The following is a 17,523-nucleotide window of genomic DNA, read 5'->3' on the forward strand; positions in this document are numbered from 1 at the left end:
TAATAAAGAAGCCCCGCAATCGCGGAGCTTCTTCTATGATATGAGGCGGCTGATTTCTTCAATGGAGTCAGCCACTTTGATATACTGCCGCCAGTCACCACGAATCATCCCCTTTGCCTGCAAGCCATCGAGTAAGGCTATAAGATCATTCCAGAAACCTTTCATATTGTATAGGATGACAGGTTTGTGATGATATCCTATCGTGGCGGAGGCTGCCACCGTAAACACCTCATCGATGGTGCCTATGCCACCTGGCAGGGCGATAAATACGTCGCTCTGATCCATCATCAGCTGCTTACGGTCTGTGAGGTTATCACACGGAATCTCTATTTCTACATAGTCACTGATACGCCCTGTCTCCTCGACTTTAGTCGGTATCACACCAATTGTGCGACCTCCAGCCTCTTTTGTTGCCTTGCCAACACACTCCATGAGGCCTTGGTTCACACCACCAAAGACTATCGTATGACCATTCTCTGCAGCCCACTTTCCCAACGCTTCCGTCATGGTGAAGAACTCAGGGTCTATCTGCTGATTTGCCGAACAAAATACACATATTTTCATAATGCTTGCAAAATTACTATTTTTTTTGTAACTTTGCAAGCGAAATGAGGAAATAAGAAGTATAAACCATAAAATAATTGAACTTATGAAGAAGTTATTATTATCACTCGCTGTGGTAGCTGGTATGACTACAGCATGTACACAACAGAAGGCTGTGGAGAAGACCAATCGTCAGCTGGTGCTTTATTATTCTGAGAACGGAACCACCAAGGCGGTGGCAGAGGAGTTACAGAAACAACTGGGTGCTGACATCGAAGCCATCGAGGCAGTAGAGCCTTACAGTGGTAACTTCCAGGCAACTATCGAGCGCTGCAACAAAGAGAGGGAAAGTGGTCAGACGCCAGCCTTGAAGGCTCTCCAGTCTAATATTGCTGATTACGATACCATCTACCTGGGTTATCCCATTTGGTTTGGTACATACGCCTTGCCTATTGCCACGCTTGTCAAAGAACAGACTTTCGAAGGTAAGACCATCATCCCCTTCTGCTCTTTCGGAAGTGGTGGTCTGAACACCTCGACAGCTGATCTGGAGAAAGCCCTGCCTAAGGCCAATATTCTGAAGGGGTATGGTGTTCGTACGGCTCGAGTAGCCTCTGCTGCAAAGGAACTGAATCGCTTCCTGATTGAGAATGGCTATAAGGAAGGAAGTGTAGAGGAGTTGCCAGAGTATTCTGCCCAACAGCCTGTGACAAAAGAGGAGAAAGCTATCTTTGATGCCGCTTGCTCAGATTACCAGTTCCCCCTCGGCACACCTGAGACCGTTGGCAAACGTGAGACAAGCGAGAGCACCGATTATCAGTTTGTCGTCAAGAGCAAAGGCCAGAATGGTGAAGAGGCCACTTCAACCATCTTTGTCACCGTAAGTAAGGAAGAAGGTGCTAAGCCGGAATTCACAGAGGTTGTAAGATAAGGCGGATGAGGTCATTCGAAGAATTAGGCGTCTGCGAGGAGATTCGCAAGGCCATTGAAGAGTTAGGATTTGTGCAGCCGATGCCTGTGCAAGAGGCAGTGATTCCGTATCTGTTAGGCAACGAAAATGATGTGATTGCTCTTGCCCAGACGGGAACGGGTAAGACTGCCGCCTTCGGCATCCCCCTGCTGGAGCGCATCGACACCTCACGCCGTGAGACTCAGGCATTGGTACTCTCGCCAACGCGTGAGCTCTGTTTGCAGATTACCGACGATCTGCGTGACTTCGCCAAATATATGGATGGCATACACGTGGAGGCTGTCTACGGTGGTGCTGCGATAGAGCCCCAGATGAGAGCCCTGAAGAAGGGCGTGGAGATCATCGTGGCAACGCCTGGTAGATTGGTGGATCTGATGCATCGTGGCTATGCTCGTCTGGACTATGTGTCGAATATCGTGCTCGACGAGGCCGACGAGATGCTGAATATGGGCTTCTCGGATAGTATCAACGAGATATTCGAGTCGCTCTCAGTTGATCACCATACCCTGATGTTCTCTGCCACCATGAGTAAAGAGGTGGAGCGCGTGGCCAAGAAATACCTGAACAACTATCAGGAGATTGTAGTGGGTAGCCGTAATGAGGGAGCGGAGAACGTGAACCATATCTATTATATGGTGAATGCCAAGGACAAGTATCTTGCCCTAAAGCGCATCGTAGACTACTATCCGCGTATCTTTGCCATCATCTTCTGTCGCACGAAAGTCGAGACACAGGAGATTGCCGACAAGCTCATCAAGGACGGCTATAATGCCGAGTCGCTGCATGGTGACCTGAGTCAGCAGCAGCGCGACCTGACGATGCAGAAATTCCGCAACCACCTGACGCAGTTGCTGGTGGCTACAGATGTGGCAGCCCGAGGACTGGATGTGGATGATCTGACACACGTCATCAACTTCGGATTGCCTGATGATATCGAGAACTACACGCATCGCTCTGGTCGTACTGGCAGAGCAGGAAAGAAAGGTACATCGATTTCCATTGTCCACTCTCGTGAGAAGTTCAAGATCCGTAATATTGAAAAGGAGATTGGCAAGGAGTTCGTGAAAGCAGAGATTCCTTCGGCTGAGGAAATCTGCAAGAAGCAGCTCTACAAGGTGATGGACCAGATCGTAAAGACAGATGTAGACGATGAGGAGATTGCACCCTTCATGCAGGATATCAACCGCTATTTCGAGTATATCGACAAAGAAGAACTCATCAAGAAAATAGTATCATTAGAGTTTGGTAAGTTCCTGGCCTACTATGCCGAAGCACCTGAGATCGAAGAGGTGAAACCCGATAAAAAGGAGAAGAAGCCCCAGAGCGACAAGCAGAAACTGCAGAACAAAGCACAGAAAGGCTATCGCCGCCTGTTCATCAACCTCGGCAAGCGCGATGGCTTCTATCCTGGTGAACTGATGCAGACGCTGAACCGTTTTGTGGGTGGCCGTCAGGAGGTGGGGCATATCGACCTGCTTGATACCATCTCTTATTTCGAAGTACCCGAGAAGGATGCCAAGAAGGTGATGATTCAACTGTCTGGCATCAGATATAAAGGCCGCACCGTGCGCTGCAATGATGCGGATGAGGGTGGAAAGCCATCTGAAGGCAGATCAGCAAAGTCAGGATCAAAGCCCAAACATCCCCAAAAGGACGACTGGCGCGGATTGATGGAAAGAGCCCAACGTGGTTTCAAGGGGCCAGAGCCTGATTTCAGCGAAGAAGGTTGGGCGATGCGTAAACCCCGAAAGAAAAAGAAATAAAAGAAGCCCCGCGATTGCGGGGCTTCTTGGTTTATTTCAGCAAATTATCAGCCAGCTGCTCGAGTTGAGCCTCGTCGGCCGCCTTCATGCGAGAGCGGATGGTGACCATTGGCTCTACGATTTCACAGTCTTTCAGGGCCTCAATCATGCCACGCATCACGCGACCTGCCGTAGGCGCCCAACTGCCGTTCTCGACAATGCCGAAGCGACGCTTCTGATAGTTTTTGATCTGAAGGTGGTAGAGGAAGTCGTGCATCACGGGGAACACGCCTGCATCGTAGCTCGATGCAGCCACCACAACGGTAGGATAACGGAAAGCATCCTCGATGACCTCGGCCATATCGTCGCGGCTCAGATCGCTCACCACCACCTTCTTTGCACCCTTCTCGCGGAGAATCTCCCCCAGACGTTCGGCAGCAGCAGCCGTTCCACCGTGAATGCTGGCATAGGCAATGAGTATACCCTCGCTCTCGGGCTCGTACTTGCTCCAGGTATCGTAGAGTTTGACGGCAGCAGCCAGCTGCTCACCCTTGAGCACAGGACCATGCAGCGGACAGATGGTCTGCACATCAAGTCCTGCCATCTTCTTGATGACACTCTGCACCTGAGTACCGTATTTGCCACAGATATTAAAGTAGTAACGGCGAGCCTCGCAAGCCCAATCATCAGTCTCGTTGACCAACGCACCGAATTTACCGAATCCGTCGGCAGAGAAGAGCACTTTGTCCAAGCTATCGTAGCTCATGATGACCTCAGGCCAGTGTATCATCGCTGCCCCGATAAACTTTAACTCATGACGGCCCAGCGAGAGTGTATCGCCCTCCTTGACGGTGATGACACGCCCCTCAAAGTTGCAGCCTTCGAAGAAGTTGGAAAGCATCTTCACAGCCTGAGCGCTACACACCAGTTGCAATCCGGGATAAGTCTCCAGCATCCAGGCGATAAGAGCCGAGTGGTCGGGCTCCATGTGGTGAGCCACCAGATAGTCGGGCTGGCGACCATTGAGTGCAGCCTGCAGGTTTGCCTTCCACGCTTCTCCTTTGCGACGGTCGGCAGTGTCCATGACTGCAATCTTCTCGTCGTCGATAAGATAGGAGTTATAACTCATGCCTTCAGGCACCACATACTGACTCTCAAACAAATCGATGTCCAGATCGTCGACACCGATGTACTTAATGGTATCACTTATCATATTCATTGTTTTAATTATTCTCTTCCATTTCCTTCAGACTTGCTTCCCACTCGCGTTTCTTCTGGTCGGCAAAGTCCTGGTCGATGCTGTTGTTGATACTCTGGCACACATTGGCTGCAAACTGCTGGGCCTCACCGACCAGCTGGCCCCACTGCTCGGCAGAGAGACCTGCCTCCAGCATCTGCCGGGTAATGCCATATTTCACCAGCCCATAGACGAAACCTGCGTTGAAGTTGTCGCCAGCACCAATGGTACTTACCGTCTTCGTCTGTTCCACTGGGTACTGACCACTGAATCCACCCATGCCCCGGATCTCCAACGGATCGGCCCCCTGAGTATAGATGAAGTACTTACAGTAGAACGACACCTCTGAACGGTATACCTTCTCAGCCTCCTGCATGCCAAACATCACCTCAAAGTCCTCCTTGCTGCCCCTGACAATGCTGGCCAACTCCAGATTTTCCAGGATATTGGCCTTCACCTTCATCAGCTCAGCACGGTGAGAGGCGCGGTAATTCACGTCATAGTAGAGAATAGCGCCGCGCTCGCTGGCGTAAGTCAGAAACGCCGCCATCTGGTCGCGGATAACGGGATTGACGGCATAGAACGAGCCATACATCACGATGTCATCGGGCTGGATGTCAGGATAGATCATGTCCAGACGGTCGTGGGGATGATCTTTATAGAAGATGTACTCTGCATCGTTCTGCTCGTTGAGGAATGCGAGCGACACGGGCGATTTCGACTCCGGATAGACACTCACACTGCTGGCATCGACGTGGTTCTCCTCCAAAAAACGGATGATACGCTGACCGACACGGTCGTCACCTGTCTCACTGATGAAGGCTGCCGACATACCGGCACGGCCTAAAGAAATCAGGCCATTAAACATGGAACCTCCAGGCACAGCCCCTATCGGCTGGTCGTTCTTGAAGATGATATCGAGAATGGTCTCGCCTATTCCTATTACTTTACGCATACACTTTTAACTTTATGGCTGCAAAGATACGAAAAGTTTAGAAATATCGTGCGAATTAATTGTTTTTTCTCCAACTTCTCTCTATCATTCAGCGAACTCTCCACCTAAAGCTTTATACAGTTGTATGGTGGAATCCATAAATCCATAGCGATGGCTGAGCAGGGAGAGGCGCCTTTCAATCCGCTATTCGCAGACAAAAGACTAACCCCAGACCTCAGCAGCAAGGAAGGCTGCGAAGGACTGGGTCTGTGCCTCATCAACAATCTCGTGGAGAATATCTCCTACAAATATATGTATGGCTTGAATATCGTCCTTATCAAAATCACTAACGAAGAATCCAAGCCATGACTCTACCTACTTCTCTTTAAAGGGGCCATGGCTTTTTGACGACATACAACTAGCCATACCAGCCCCGTCTAATTCCAATTTCACATAATCATCCAAAGCAATAGCCTGTGCTGCAATAATCTCACTAGGTGATTTCCTAATTTCAAAAGGATTCTTTTTCATATCTTTAACCATTAAATTGTTTTATTGCTGCAAATATACGTTTTTTATTTCAAACAACCAACAATTTTCCTGTTTTTTTTCATTTTTCTCAAAATAGCAGATGTATCGACGACTGTCTGAATAATGTTCCGCGTTTTGATTTAACACGATACCCTACCGATATTATGACATCAAGATTGTATGCCGTATATTCATATGGCTGATCACCTTCTTTACCCATATGTGCAAATTTTGCACATGTGATGTCTTGTACCAATTCTCCTTCTTTATAGATGTAAAATTACAAATTACAAATTACAAATTACAATAAGGATTTTTGGAGTGAAAAAGACAAAAATCCTATATAATATGGCCTTATATTTCAACTTTTTAGCCGAAATCGAGCTAAAAAGGTCTTAATGTAATTTGTAATTTGTAATTTGTAATTCTTGGAAACTTTCTTACGAAAGAGTCTTCAACCTATTTAATATATAGTCATATTCATCTATTGTCAGATAACTGCGTTTGCTGTGTTTGAGTGATGACAGATTCGGATCGTCGTGCAGCAGCATCATCACCTGACACCGAATAAGATATGCCTGCCTTGCGGGCTTGGATTTAGGCCGTTTTAGCATTAACTTTGTACTCAGATTCGAGCCGACCGGATGCGGACTGAACGAAACTCGTAAGGGGACGCAGAGTCATACCGCGGACGACGCTGTGAAACTCGTAAGGGGACGGAAGGAAACTCGGTGGCAGACTCGACGAAAGTAAAAGCTTAATTTTCAATCGAGATCGAGAAGATGGGCGAGGCCCCCAACATCAAGCGTGTGCGTACCCTCGTGCCGATGGACACCTGGCGACAGCAGAACCCGATTACGCAGTAAAGGTAAAAAGGTAAAAAAGTAAAAGGGTAAAAAAGTAAGAAGGTAAAAAAGTAAAAAGGTAAAATGATGAAGAAGAATGGCGTTTGGGAGGTAATCCTCCGCATATTCATCGCTGCAGCTACGGCTGCTCTGACGGCACTCGGTACCACCAGTTGCATGGGTAACGGACCCATCTGGTTCTAGAAGAGAGGGGGAAGATTAAGGTCTTCCCTCTTTTTTTTAGCGCTCGGGCATGACATTGGTCATGACAACTTGCTCTGCGTCGTCGAAGACAAAGGGAGGGCGGAAGTCCGAATCGGCAAGAGACAGGCGGACGTTCTTGAAATGGATGCCGCTGACATGGCGGACATAGAAACCCCATGAAGGCAATTCGCCGAACATGGTGAATTCAGGGTATTTCCTAATCTGCTCGGGGATATCCTGAAGACGCCATAAGGGGATATAGGCCATGCCCTTGGTGGCCCGCCCAGGATACTGGATTTCGATATTCTCAAGCAGGATATCCTCGATTCTATTGTCAGGAATGCCACAGATGCTGCTAGGGAAAGGATTGTGGAAGAAGTCGACCTCAGGCCCTCGCAGATCGTAGCCCTCGTCTGGTCGACCGAAAGGCACGTCGCAAGTGAGGTTGCGGATCGTGATGTTCCTCAGAACACCCTTGCGATGACCAGCCCGCTGACCAAGGCGCATAAACAGAGGATTGCCAGTATTCCTGGCCACGATGCCGTCGGCCACCACATCTTCCACGATGGCACCGTCGACGCTCTCAATGGCCAAAGCAGAACGGAAGGTGTCGAACACCCGGATATCACTGATACGGATATGACGGAAACCACCCCAGGAGGCTGAGCCGAACTTGATGGCAGAGGCACTACTGCGAATCTCACAGTGGCGGATAGTGATGCTGTCGTTGCCGCTGTCGGGGTCATAGGACTTCAGGCAGATACCATCATCGGCACTGTTCACGTTGCAGTGCTCTACCAGGACCCGCTTACAATCGGTGAGGTCGATGCCGTCGTTATTCCAATAGGCACGATTGAGGATATCAAGTCCACGAAGCGTCATGTCGCAGCACTGATGGAAGGACAACCCCCAGCCAGCACTGTTACGCAGACGGACATCCTCTACACGAACATCCTGACAGTCTACAAAATTGAATAAGGTGGGACGAGCCAGTTCGCTGGGACGCTGCCGCCTGACATTATAATGCGCATCGACGAGCTCACCCTTATGGTGCAGGCTGTCGATGGTCAGGGCCAGCTCCAGACCCTGTCCGTCGATGGTGCCCTTGCCCGTGATGGCAATATGGTGGGCATTCTTGGCAATGATAAGACCCAGTTGCGACTTGTCGTTACGCTCATCGCCTGCCGTCGGCCTGGTATCCACCTGATGATAGTCGTAAGGTGAGGTGCTGCCCAGAATGACGGCACCCTCCTCCAGGTGCAGCTCCACCCCACTCTTGAGTTCGAGCTGGCCTGTAGGATACTCGCCCTTGGGAAACACGATCCGCCCTCCGCCCTTATCGGAGACCTCGTCGATCAGCGACTGCAAACCAGGGGAGTCAGCACCGCATGGTACTACAATCTCAATAGAATTCTGGGCAGCCACGGCGGTGACTGCCCAGAAAATCATAGAGGTTATAAAAAACTTGACGTTTCTCACTGTAGGCTCTTCACTTCTTAATAGCCGGCATTCTGCTTCCAGGTAGGATTCAGGTTGAGAATATCCTTGTGGATCGGGAAGATACGACAGGTCTTCTCGAAGCGGGCTGTTGGGAAGTTCTTGTAGTGGGGGAAGTACTCGTCCTCATAGTGACCGAAGCGGATCATGTCGTTACGACGCCAGTTCTCATCGAAGAACTCACGGCCACGCTCATCGTAGATCTCCTCCAGTGTGGGCTCTCCATTGATGGTAGGAGCTCCAGCATAAGTACGGATCTGATTGAAGAGCTCCTTGGCACCACCCTGTCCCTGACGGGTAAGGGCCTCGGCCTTCATCAACAGCACGTCGGCATAACGGAAGAGGGGCACGTCGTTAGACTGGTTACGGCCATTCTTAAAGTCGTCGTCGATCACATACCACTTCACTGAGCGGCAACCCTGGCTATAACCATTGATGTTATCACCCATGTCGAGAGTAGGATCGTCAGGTGTAGCCAACTTCACATTCACCTTGAGTACGATAGGATCACTACCGGCTCCTTCAGTGAGAGCAATCTCATTGGTCATCTGCAGATTAGACTTATTATAAACGAATACCTTGTTCTCGTCCTTACCCTCTACATAACGATAGTCGTCAAAATTCTCTGACAGGCCTATCACGCACTTGTTACGCTCGTCGCCCTTCAGGATGAAGGTCTTCTTCACGAACTCCGGGGTCATAGTGATGTAACCACCACCCGACTGTGAGAGTGCCTCGCCGAAGTAGCTCTTAGCCATCTTCTTGATGTTCTTCCAGCAACGGCTACGACCATACTGCATACCCTGACGGGTCTGGGTGTCGAAAGGCATGGCATAGATGAAGTCTTCTACCTGAGGACCATTGTTATAAGAGAACTTCTCGCGATAAGACATCGAACCGAGGTTGAACTTACCAGAGTTGATGATATCGTTACACTGAGTGATACAATCAGCCAGTTTCTCGTTCTTGGCAGTAGCAGCATCGTAATTCTCTACAGCAGAGGCAGTGTAAACGGGCCAGTTGATGTAGAGCTTAGCGAGCAGAGCCTTGGCCATCCACTTGGTCGGTTTACCATAGGTGTTGGCGCTAACCTCCTCTGTCAGGTCGGGAATAGCAGCGAGCAACTCAGACTCAATCCACTTTGCGACTTCAGCACGTGGTTTACGATCAATCGTCTCACCATCCTCAGGGATACGGTCGAGGATGGGCACATCGCCCCAACCATCCATGATAATCCAGTGGAAGTAAGCACGGATAGCACGGGCAGGTGCGATAGCTGCGCCAGCCTCGCTACCACCCAGGTCGACAATGGCCTTGTTGGCCTTAGAGATACCCTCGGTGATGGTGCCGAACCAGTCGAGTGTAGCATCCTCATAAGTGTAATTGTGGAGAGCGGGGTGAGCATAAGCACCACCATCGTACCAACCACCACCAAAAGATGCTGCTGAATACTCATCGCTAGAGAGACACATCTGCTCCATGTAACGACGGCCGAGCACACCACTGAAGTGGTAGTAGATATCTGCCATCTTTGCCTCTACGGCGATATCATTCGTCGGATATTCTGTGTATTGGGAATCCACATCCACATCCAAATTTGTACAGCCGACAGCCATTGCAGCAAGGCCGGCCAGGAATAGTCCCTTTATATTTGTTTTCATATGCTTGTTCCGATTATAAATTAGAAATTAATCTTTGCGCCGACCATGATGGTACGAGTGTGGGGATAAGTGCTCCAACGATAGTCGATACCAGGATCAATACCACCCAAGTTAACCTCGGGGTCAAGGCCCTTATAGCTGGTGATAGTAAATACGTTGTTGCAAGTAGCATAGAGCTGCAGGCTCTGTACCCAATCTGCAAACTGATCGAAGGTGTAGCCGATGGTCAGCGACTGCAGACGGAAGTAAGAACCATTCTCCAGATAACGGTCAGACGGATAATTCGGCAGATTGTCCGTAGCAGGACGATCTGTTACAAACTCCTTCAGCACGTTCTTGCCGTTGGCAAACATCTCAGGGCTGGTATAATTGGCACGAGAACCGTTGTAGATCTTGTTGCCGAAGACACCAGTGAAGAACAGAGAAGCACTGAAGTTCTTGTAGTTGAACGTGTTGTTCCAACCAAGGTTCAGCTTAGGCTGTGCACAGCCTGTGATGGTACGATCCTTGAAAGCAGGCTCGTTGGTTACCTCACCTGTGCGCTGGCCAGTTGCCTCATCGCGAACATAATAGGTAGACTTCCCACTAGCATCATATCCTGCGAACTCATAGGTGTAGAAGGTTCCAAGAGGCTCTCCCTCGATGATGCGCTGTGTGTAACCGTTAGAAGATACACCTGCAACCATCGGGTCACCCTGTGTGAAGGTTCCAACCTCAAATTTGTCGTTTGACAACTTATTAACGGTGTTCTTATTGTGTGACAGGTTGATCGTGGTCATCCAGTTAAAGTCTTTCGTGCGGATGGCATCGATGTTGACAGTAAACTCAATACCTGTATTGGTGATCTCACCCACATTGGCAGAGATGGTGCCGAAGGGATATATATTGGTAGAAACGGGATAGTCCCAGATCAGGTCCTTGGTCTTCTTATTATAGAACTCGATAGTACCGTTGATGCGGTTTTTCAGGAAACCGAAGTCAAGACCGATGTTCAGCATACCCGTACTCTCCCACTTCAGGTCGGGGTTCGGGTTCTTCGTAGCAGCCAGTGTGCGCCAGCTCTTACCATTGTAATCAAAGAAGCCAGATGCACCATAGGTAGCATAGGCAGTGTAGGCACCGAAGCCCATGGCATTACCTGATACACCATAACCTGCACGGAGCTTCAAATTAGACAGGAAGTTCTGATTCTTCATGAATGCCTCCTCTGTGATGTTCCAAGCTGCAGAAACAGAGGGGAAGGTACCCCAGCGGTTATCTGGGCCGAATACGGAAGAACCATCACGACGGATAGTAGCCTGCAACATGTACTTACCAGCGAAAGAGTAGCTAGCACGACCATAGAATGAGATGTTGCGGACCATTTCCTTTGTGCCACTTACCACACCACCTGCGATACCGTCGATGGTGCTGGCATAACTCAGGTTGTTCCACTTCAGATAGTCATCATAGAAATCGTGTACGATCAATCCGAAGCCGTCGCCATTCTTCTTCTCTTCCCAAGAGTAACCAGCCATCAGGGCTAAAGTATGCACGTCAGCGAAGGTCTGGTTGTAGTTGGCAAAGATCTCGAACAGATGCTCATCACCAAACCAGGTGCTGCGGTCAGCACGACCGTTGTAGGCGCTGACACCCTCAAGCTGAGTGTTGTGTGTGTCGTAAGCGCTATAGGTACGCTGGTAGTGATTGAAAGAGTAGTTGGCATTCAGTACCAGACCGTCGATAATCTTCAGCGAAGCCTTGGTGACAACCTGATTACGCTTCCAGATATTCTCCATCGTGTCCTCGTTGATGAGCGACAGTGGGTTGTAGTTCTTTGAGCCAGAACCCTTGAACCAATTGCCGTTCTCATCCTTAATAGGATTCAGCGGAGAGAAGTAGTTCATGGCATCGAGTACAGAAGCACCCTCATTGTCCATCTTCACACCCACGAACTTACCATACATGGCGTTCAGACCTGCTGACAGCTCCAAACGGTCCTTCAGTACCTTTGTAGAAAGCAATGAGCGAACATTCAGACGGTTGTTGTAAGAACCGCGAATGACACCCTGACGATTAGAGTAGTTCACGCTGACCATATACTTGGTGCGCTCTGAACCACCATTGATAGCAACGTTGTGGTTGTGGCTGACAGCAGTGCGGAGCACCTCATCCTGCCAGTTGGTGTTGCCACCCTTGTCATAGCCATAGTCGATGCCATTATTAGAAACGTAGTTGCGGAGGTCACTGGCCGTAGCGATATCGAGTTTCTTAGAGATATTGTCGATAGCCAAATAGCCATTATAGCTGACATTAGTACGCTCAGACTTGCCACCACTCTTAGTAGTGATAATGATCACACCGTTGGCAGCCTTAGAACCGTAGATAGCGGTAGCAGTAGCATCACGGAGCACGTCGATTGACTCGATATCATCGGGAGCCACCATCGAGATATCCACACCAGGGATACCATCGATCACATAGTAAGGCGACATAGCACCACTACGTAGAGAAGAGGCACCACGCAATGTGATAGAAGGCGCACCATTCGGGTCACCATTAGAGGTTACAACCAGACCTGCCACCTTACCTTGTAACATAGAAGCGGGGTCGGTGAACACACCTCGGTTCAGGTCTTCGGCCTTTACGGTGGTGATAGATGAAGTCACATCCTTACGGCGCATGGTACCATAACCTACGACCACCACTTCGTTCAAGACGGTGTTGTCCTCTTGAAGCGTTACCTTCATGCCATTCCTGGCAGCGAGCGTCTGGGGAGTGTAGCCGACATACGAGAAAGTCAGCTGGGCACCCTGTTTCACTGTCAGCGTGAAGTTACCGTCGAAATCGGTAACAACTCCGTTTGAGGTTCCTGCCTCCAGTACGCTTACGCCAATGAGAGGCTCACCAGTAGCGTCCAGTACAGTTCCCGACACCTTGTTCTGTGCCAGCATCACTGTACTGCACAACAGAAAGAACACGAAGAACATAGCCTTCTGCGTTCCTTGCTTGAGATTTAGGATCTTTTGCATAATAATAAATTAAAGTTAGTATAATTAAAATAAAAAAACTAATCTTGAGTAAAGTCTGCATTCTCAGTGACAATGGGGAAATTGGCTCCTTCCAACTCCTTCGCACTGACAACGATAAAGCCATCGCCCTTACAAGGACGCTTGTCAAACACGTACTTCTCTACCCTGGGACCAACCAGTCGCACGCGTACATTATCAAAGGATATGTTGTCCACCTTGCCTTCCTCATCACAGCCGATAAAACAGCCGTTCTCAGAGTTAGCAAAGATATTGACGAAGCGGATACGGCTTACCTCACCGCTCTTGCCTTCTATCTGGCCCTTGGGGAATCGCCAGTTGGCATCCTTATGGTTGCCGTTGGCACGAGGATAGCTGGTGACGTAGATAGGCTCGGCCTTTCCCCACCACACATCGCTCCACAGGCGACAGTCCATCTGGATATTAGAGAAGATCACATCCGTCACGGTTCCCTCGTCACGATTCTGGATGCCCAGACCGCGGTTAGAGCCTGTGATGATGCAGTTGTCGAAGACCACATTATAGATAGAGTCTACATTCTCACTTCCAATCTTGATGGCACAAGAACGGCTGGACATCACGCAGTTGGTGACGGTGATATCGTGGCACGAGCCATAGCGCTCTGTCTCACGACGGTTCTTCAGACAGATACAGTCATCGCCAGAGGTGATATGGCAGTTGGCGATGCGCACATTCTTCGAGTGGTCGAGGTCGATGCCATCACCATTACGGATCTTCAGGTTGTTGAGCAGGTTGATGCCCTCGATGACGGCCTCGTTGCAACCCACGAGATGTACGGTCCAGTAGGCTCCCTCCTTGATGGTCACATCACGGATGGTGAGGTTACGCACATTCGTCAGCGTCAGCACATGGGGACGGGGGTCGAAGGTCTGGTCTGCCAGAGGCTTCAACTCATAGCTGTCGCTCAGCTCTGCTCCCATGAAGGCGATGCCATTGCCATGGATGGTGCCCTTGCCTGTAATGCTGATGTTCTCGGCATCGTCGGCCCAGAGCCAGAGCATACCCTCACCTCGATTTTCTCCAAAGGCACTCAGGTGGTAGATGCTCTCATCGGGATTGGCTTTCAGCGTGGCAGTGGCTTCAAGGTACAACTCCACGTTGCTCTTCAACTGGATGGGTCCTGCAAGAAACGTATGATTGCGTGGCAGCAACACTCTGCCACCGCCTTCAGCAGAACAACGGTCGATCACCTGCTGGATGGCCTTGGCATCATCGGTCTTACCATCACCTCTTGCGCCAGCAACAGTTACATCGTAGACTTGCTGAGCAGCTGATGACAGTGCCAACATCCAAAACAAAAAGCTCCACAAAACTGTTCTTCTAATCATTACGTAATTAGTAGTAGCTAATAAATTTGTGGCAAAGTTAGCATATTTTTTGAATAAAACAAAACTTTTAAGAAAAAAATAGTATCTTTGCACAGCAAACTATCGTTATCATCCGTTAAAATGTCGATATAATGACACATATCTGTTGTATTGGTCACATTACGCGTGACAGAATCATCACCCAGAATCCGCCCAACACTGTCCATTGCGCAGGGGGCTCAGCCTACTATATGGCCTGGGCTTTCCAGGCCCTGCCCCATGATGTTGGTTTCCATCTCGTCACCGCTGTCAGTCATGAGGTGATGCCAGAAGTCGAAAAACTCCGCGAAGCAGGTATTCCCGTCACTGCCTTCGACAGTCCTGACAATGTGTTCTTCGAGAACAAATACGGGGTGAACATGGATCACCGTACCCAGCGCGTGCTAGCCCGTTCTGCACCCTTCACGATAGACCAGCTCAAGGATGTGGAGGCCCGTGTGTTCCATCTTGGCAGTCTGATGGCTGACGACTTTGCGCCAGAGGTGGTGGAGTATCTCGCCACGAAGGGCGATGTGTCTATCGATGTCCAAGGCTATATGAGAATGGTAAAAGGCGAGCAGGTGCTATCGACGGAATGGAAGGATAAGCTCAGACTACTGAAACATACTGCCATCCTGAAGGTGAACGAGTGGGAGTGTCAGACGCTGACAGGCATGACAGATCCTTATGTCGCTGCCCAGCAGATTCATGAGTGGGGTGTGCGCGAGGTGATTATCACCTTAGGTGGTGGCGGGTCTGTCATCTATGCTGACGGACAGTTCTTTGAGACACCAGCCTATCCGCCAAGTCGTCTTGTGGATGCTACAGGTTGTGGCGACACCTATAGTGCAGGCTACCTCTATGCCCGAGCCAAAGGGATGTCGTATGCAGAGAGTGGTCAGTTTGCAGCTGCCATGTGTACGCTGAAGCTGGAGCATACAGGGCCTTTTGACCGTACGATAGAGGATGTACGGAGAATCCTGGCGAAGTAACAGTCTTATTGGAAAATAAGCGTAGTCAGACGGTCTGCAGCGAAGAGCTCGCAGGCCGTTTGCTGTATCTGCTCTGCCGTGATGGCGTCGATACGTCGATAAAGGGCATCGAGGTCGCGCTCATGACCATGGTGCAGGTAGCTCTTGCCAAAGTCGAGGGCAAACTGCTCACGATTGTCACAGGCGATGGCTATCTGTCCTTTCAGCTGGCACTTCGCGGCAGTGAGCTGGCGTTCGCTCAGAGGTTTCTGCATCATGCGGTCCAGTTCGGCACGAACCAGACGAAGACAGCGCTTCACGTCGTGGTGGTCACAACCAAAGTAGATGCTCCACAACCCAGTATCGCTGTAGCTGGCCAACGTACTCTCAACCGTATATACCAGTCCGCGACGCTCACGGAGGGAGAGGTTCAGACGGGCATTCATGCCTGGGCCGCCTATCATATTGTTCAATAGGTAGAGTGTCATGCGACGTGGGTCGTCATACCGATAGCCACGAGTGCCGATCATCACATGGGCCTGATGGGTGCCTCGCTGACGGGTAATGGTCTTTTCTGCTCGTGAAGCCTCTGTCAACGGCATCGCCGCACTATCCTGTCTTTTCGACTTCTCTGGGAAGTCCGCATTCTTCAGCGTCCTCACAAGGCGCTTGAAGTCGATGTCGCCATAGACGAAGAAGACGGCATTGGCAGGATGGTAATGACGACGGACGAAACGCAGGGCATCCTCTGTGGTGTAGTTGCGGATATGGTCTGCCTGTCCGAGAATGTTATGTCCGAGGGGATGACCCTCGAAGAGGATATTCTCAAACTCGTCGTAGATGAGTTCCGCAGGCGAGTCGTTGTAGCTCTCTATCTCGTCGCAGATCACCTCCACCTCCTTGTCAATCTCTTGCTGGGGATAAGTACTGTGGAAGACGATATCCGTCAGCACATCGACAGCGTGCATGAAGTGTTCTTTGGAGATGGCTGCATAGAAGACGGTATCCTCCTTATTCGTAAAGGCATTCAACTCGCCACCCACGCCTTCGAGGGCATTGATGACCTGCAGGGCATGGCGGCGCTCAGTACCCTTGAAAGTCATGTGCTCACAGAAATGGGCCAGTCCTTCTTCTCCAGGCAGCTCGTCACGCGTGCCAACAGCCAGCTGGTAGCCACAATAGACCACCTGCGAGGATGAAGGCAGATGAATCACCCGCAGGCCATTGTCGAGGGTAGAAGTGTTATAGCTCGTCATTTTGCGTATTCCGTAGGATCGTCGATACCAGCCTCAGCGAGGGCCTCCTTGCGTTCTACACAGGTGCCACAACAGCCACAATGCTTCTCTTCACCCTTATAGCACGACCAGGTCTCAGCATAGTCGATGCCCAGTGCCTTACCTCGTGCAGCTATCTGCCCCTTCGTCATATTACAATAAGGTGAGAGCAGATGCACCCCATTATAGGTTCCTGCATGGGCTGCACCATCGAAAGCCTCCACAAATTCAGGGCGACAATCCGGGTAGATGGTGTGGTCGCCTCCATGGTTGGCCATCATCACATACTGCAGGTCGTTGCTCTCTGCCATGCCTGTGGCGATGGCCAGCATGATGCCATTACGGAAGGGCACCACTGTCGACTTCATGTTCTCTTCAGCATAATGTCCCTCAGGGATGGCCTCGGAACCTTCCAACAGCGAACTCCTGAAGTACTTGGCCATGAAGTCGAGGGGAATCACCAAGTGCTTGATACCCAGGCGTTCACAGTGCAGACGGGCAAAGGGAATCTCCTTGGCATTATGGTTCGAGCCATAGTCGAACGAGATGGCCAGGGCGATGCGCTCCTGATAGTCGTAAAGCAGCGTTACGGAGTCCATGCCTCCACTTAAAATCAGTATACAGTCTTTCATTCTTCTGAAATTTGGCTGCAAAGTTAGTGCTATTTTTTCAGAAACCTTTTGTTTTTCCAGATTATTTCGTAACTTTGCAACATGAA

16 protein-coding genes are annotated in these 17,523 nt (G+C 50.1%); 5 read left to right on the forward strand and 11 right to left on the reverse strand.

From position 1 onward, the window contains the following. Window positions 1-33: 33 nt before the first annotated feature. Window positions 34-564 carry an LOG family protein gene (locus BMY16_RS07385; RefSeq protein ID WP_091841296.1) on the reverse strand — a complete coding sequence of 177 codons (531 nt, stop codon included), beginning with the start codon at window positions 562-564 and terminating at the stop codon, window positions 34-36. An 85-nt stretch (window positions 565-649) separates the two neighbouring features. On the opposite strand from BMY16_RS07385, the gene BMY16_RS07390 reads away from it, so the two are divergent. Continuing rightward, window positions 650-1,474, forward strand: a complete 825-nt coding sequence (locus tag BMY16_RS07390) for a flavodoxin (protein WP_244512973.1) — start codon at window positions 650-652, stop codon at window positions 1,472-1,474. A gap of 5 nt (window positions 1,475-1,479) precedes the next feature. Then, window positions 1,480-3,276: a DEAD/DEAH box helicase gene (locus BMY16_RS07395; protein WP_091841298.1), complete on the forward strand. Its 1,797-nt coding sequence runs from the start codon at window positions 1,480-1,482 to the stop codon at window positions 3,274-3,276. Between the two features lie 31 nt (window positions 3,277-3,307). Here the strand turns inward: BMY16_RS07395 and BMY16_RS07400 are convergent, their stop codons facing one another. Together BMY16_RS07400 and BMY16_RS07405 are read right to left on the reverse strand one after the other, a co-directional pair. Further along, a complete protein-coding gene (locus BMY16_RS07400) occupies window positions 3,308-4,474 on the reverse strand; it encodes an FprA family A-type flavoprotein (RefSeq protein ID WP_091841299.1) in 1,167 nt (388 codons plus the stop codon). Window positions 4,475-4,478: 4 nt separating this feature from the next. Beyond that, complete coding sequence (locus tag BMY16_RS07405; RefSeq protein ID WP_091841301.1) at window positions 4,479-5,447, reverse strand: carbohydrate kinase family protein; 969 nt, start codon at window positions 5,445-5,447, stop codon at window positions 4,479-4,481. Between the two features lie 150 nt (window positions 5,448-5,597). On the opposite strand from BMY16_RS07405, the gene BMY16_RS07410 reads away from it, so the two are divergent. Next, window positions 5,598-5,795 (forward strand): hypothetical protein, encoded by a 198-nt coding sequence (locus BMY16_RS07410; protein ID WP_091841302.1) that lies wholly within the window; start codon window positions 5,598-5,600, stop codon window positions 5,793-5,795. Window positions 5,796-5,801: 6 nt separating this feature from the next. Here BMY16_RS07410 and BMY16_RS15470 read toward each other — a convergent pair whose 3' ends face one another. Together BMY16_RS15470 and BMY16_RS07415 are read right to left on the reverse strand one after the other, a co-directional pair. Then, complete coding sequence (locus BMY16_RS15470; RefSeq protein ID WP_170836040.1) at window positions 5,802-5,957, reverse strand: hypothetical protein; 156 nt, start codon at window positions 5,955-5,957, stop codon at window positions 5,802-5,804. Window positions 5,958-6,045: 88 nt separating this feature from the next. Continuing rightward, the gene (locus BMY16_RS07415; protein ID WP_262987323.1) at window positions 6,046-6,213 is read right to left on the reverse strand and encodes a virulence RhuM family protein; all 168 of its coding nucleotides are present in this window, start codon (window positions 6,211-6,213) and stop codon (window positions 6,046-6,048) included. Window positions 6,214-6,886: 673 nt separating this feature from the next. Here BMY16_RS07415 and BMY16_RS15475 point away from each other — a divergent pair. After that, window positions 6,887-7,006, forward strand: a complete 120-nt coding sequence (locus BMY16_RS15475) for a smalltalk protein (protein WP_170836041.1) — start codon at window positions 6,887-6,889, stop codon at window positions 7,004-7,006. 36 nt (window positions 7,007-7,042) lie between these two features. On the opposite strand, the gene BMY16_RS07420 is transcribed toward BMY16_RS15475, so the two are convergent. Genes BMY16_RS07420 through BMY16_RS07435 form a run of 4 tightly spaced genes read right to left on the reverse strand, consistent with a single transcriptional unit; the run spans window position 7,043 to window position 14,542 of the window. Beyond that, the gene (locus tag BMY16_RS07420) at window positions 7,043-8,455 is read right to left on the reverse strand and encodes a glycoside hydrolase family 28 protein (protein WP_091841304.1); all 1,413 of its coding nucleotides are present in this window, start codon (window positions 8,453-8,455) and stop codon (window positions 7,043-7,045) included. Between the two features lie 47 nt (window positions 8,456-8,502). Continuing rightward, a complete protein-coding gene (locus tag BMY16_RS07425; protein ID WP_091841306.1) occupies window positions 8,503-10,164 on the reverse strand; it encodes a RagB/SusD family nutrient uptake outer membrane protein in 1,662 nt (553 codons plus the stop codon). A 20-nt stretch (window positions 10,165-10,184) separates the two neighbouring features. Next, complete coding sequence (locus BMY16_RS07430) at window positions 10,185-13,175, reverse strand: SusC/RagA family TonB-linked outer membrane protein (RefSeq protein WP_091841307.1); 2,991 nt, start codon at window positions 13,173-13,175, stop codon at window positions 10,185-10,187. A 38-nt stretch (window positions 13,176-13,213) separates the two neighbouring features. Then, window positions 13,214-14,542, reverse strand: a complete 1,329-nt coding sequence (locus BMY16_RS07435) for a glycoside hydrolase family 28 protein (RefSeq protein WP_091841309.1) — start codon at window positions 14,540-14,542, stop codon at window positions 13,214-13,216. Window positions 14,543-14,673: 131 nt separating this feature from the next. Between BMY16_RS07435 and BMY16_RS07440 the strand changes: the two genes are divergently transcribed. Next, window positions 14,674-15,552 (forward strand): PfkB family carbohydrate kinase, encoded by an 879-nt coding sequence (locus BMY16_RS07440; protein WP_091841310.1) that lies wholly within the window; start codon window positions 14,674-14,676, stop codon window positions 15,550-15,552. A 5-nt stretch (window positions 15,553-15,557) separates the two neighbouring features. Here the strand turns inward: BMY16_RS07440 and BMY16_RS07445 are convergent, their stop codons facing one another. Continuing rightward, window positions 15,558-16,787, reverse strand: coding sequence for a M16 family metallopeptidase (locus BMY16_RS07445; RefSeq protein WP_091841312.1), 1,230 nt, complete (start codon window positions 16,785-16,787; stop codon window positions 15,558-15,560). Beyond that, window positions 16,784-17,437, reverse strand: a complete 654-nt coding sequence (gene queC / locus BMY16_RS07450) for a 7-cyano-7-deazaguanine synthase QueC (RefSeq protein WP_091841313.1) — start codon at window positions 17,435-17,437, stop codon at window positions 16,784-16,786. The genes BMY16_RS07445 and queC overlap by 4 nt, the downstream gene beginning before the upstream one ends. Between the last annotated feature and the right edge of the window lie 86 nt (window positions 17,438-17,523).

It is taken from the genome of Prevotella sp. ne3005, from assembly GCF_900110085.1.
Lineage (GTDB): Bacteria > Bacteroidota > Bacteroidia > Bacteroidales > Bacteroidaceae > Prevotella.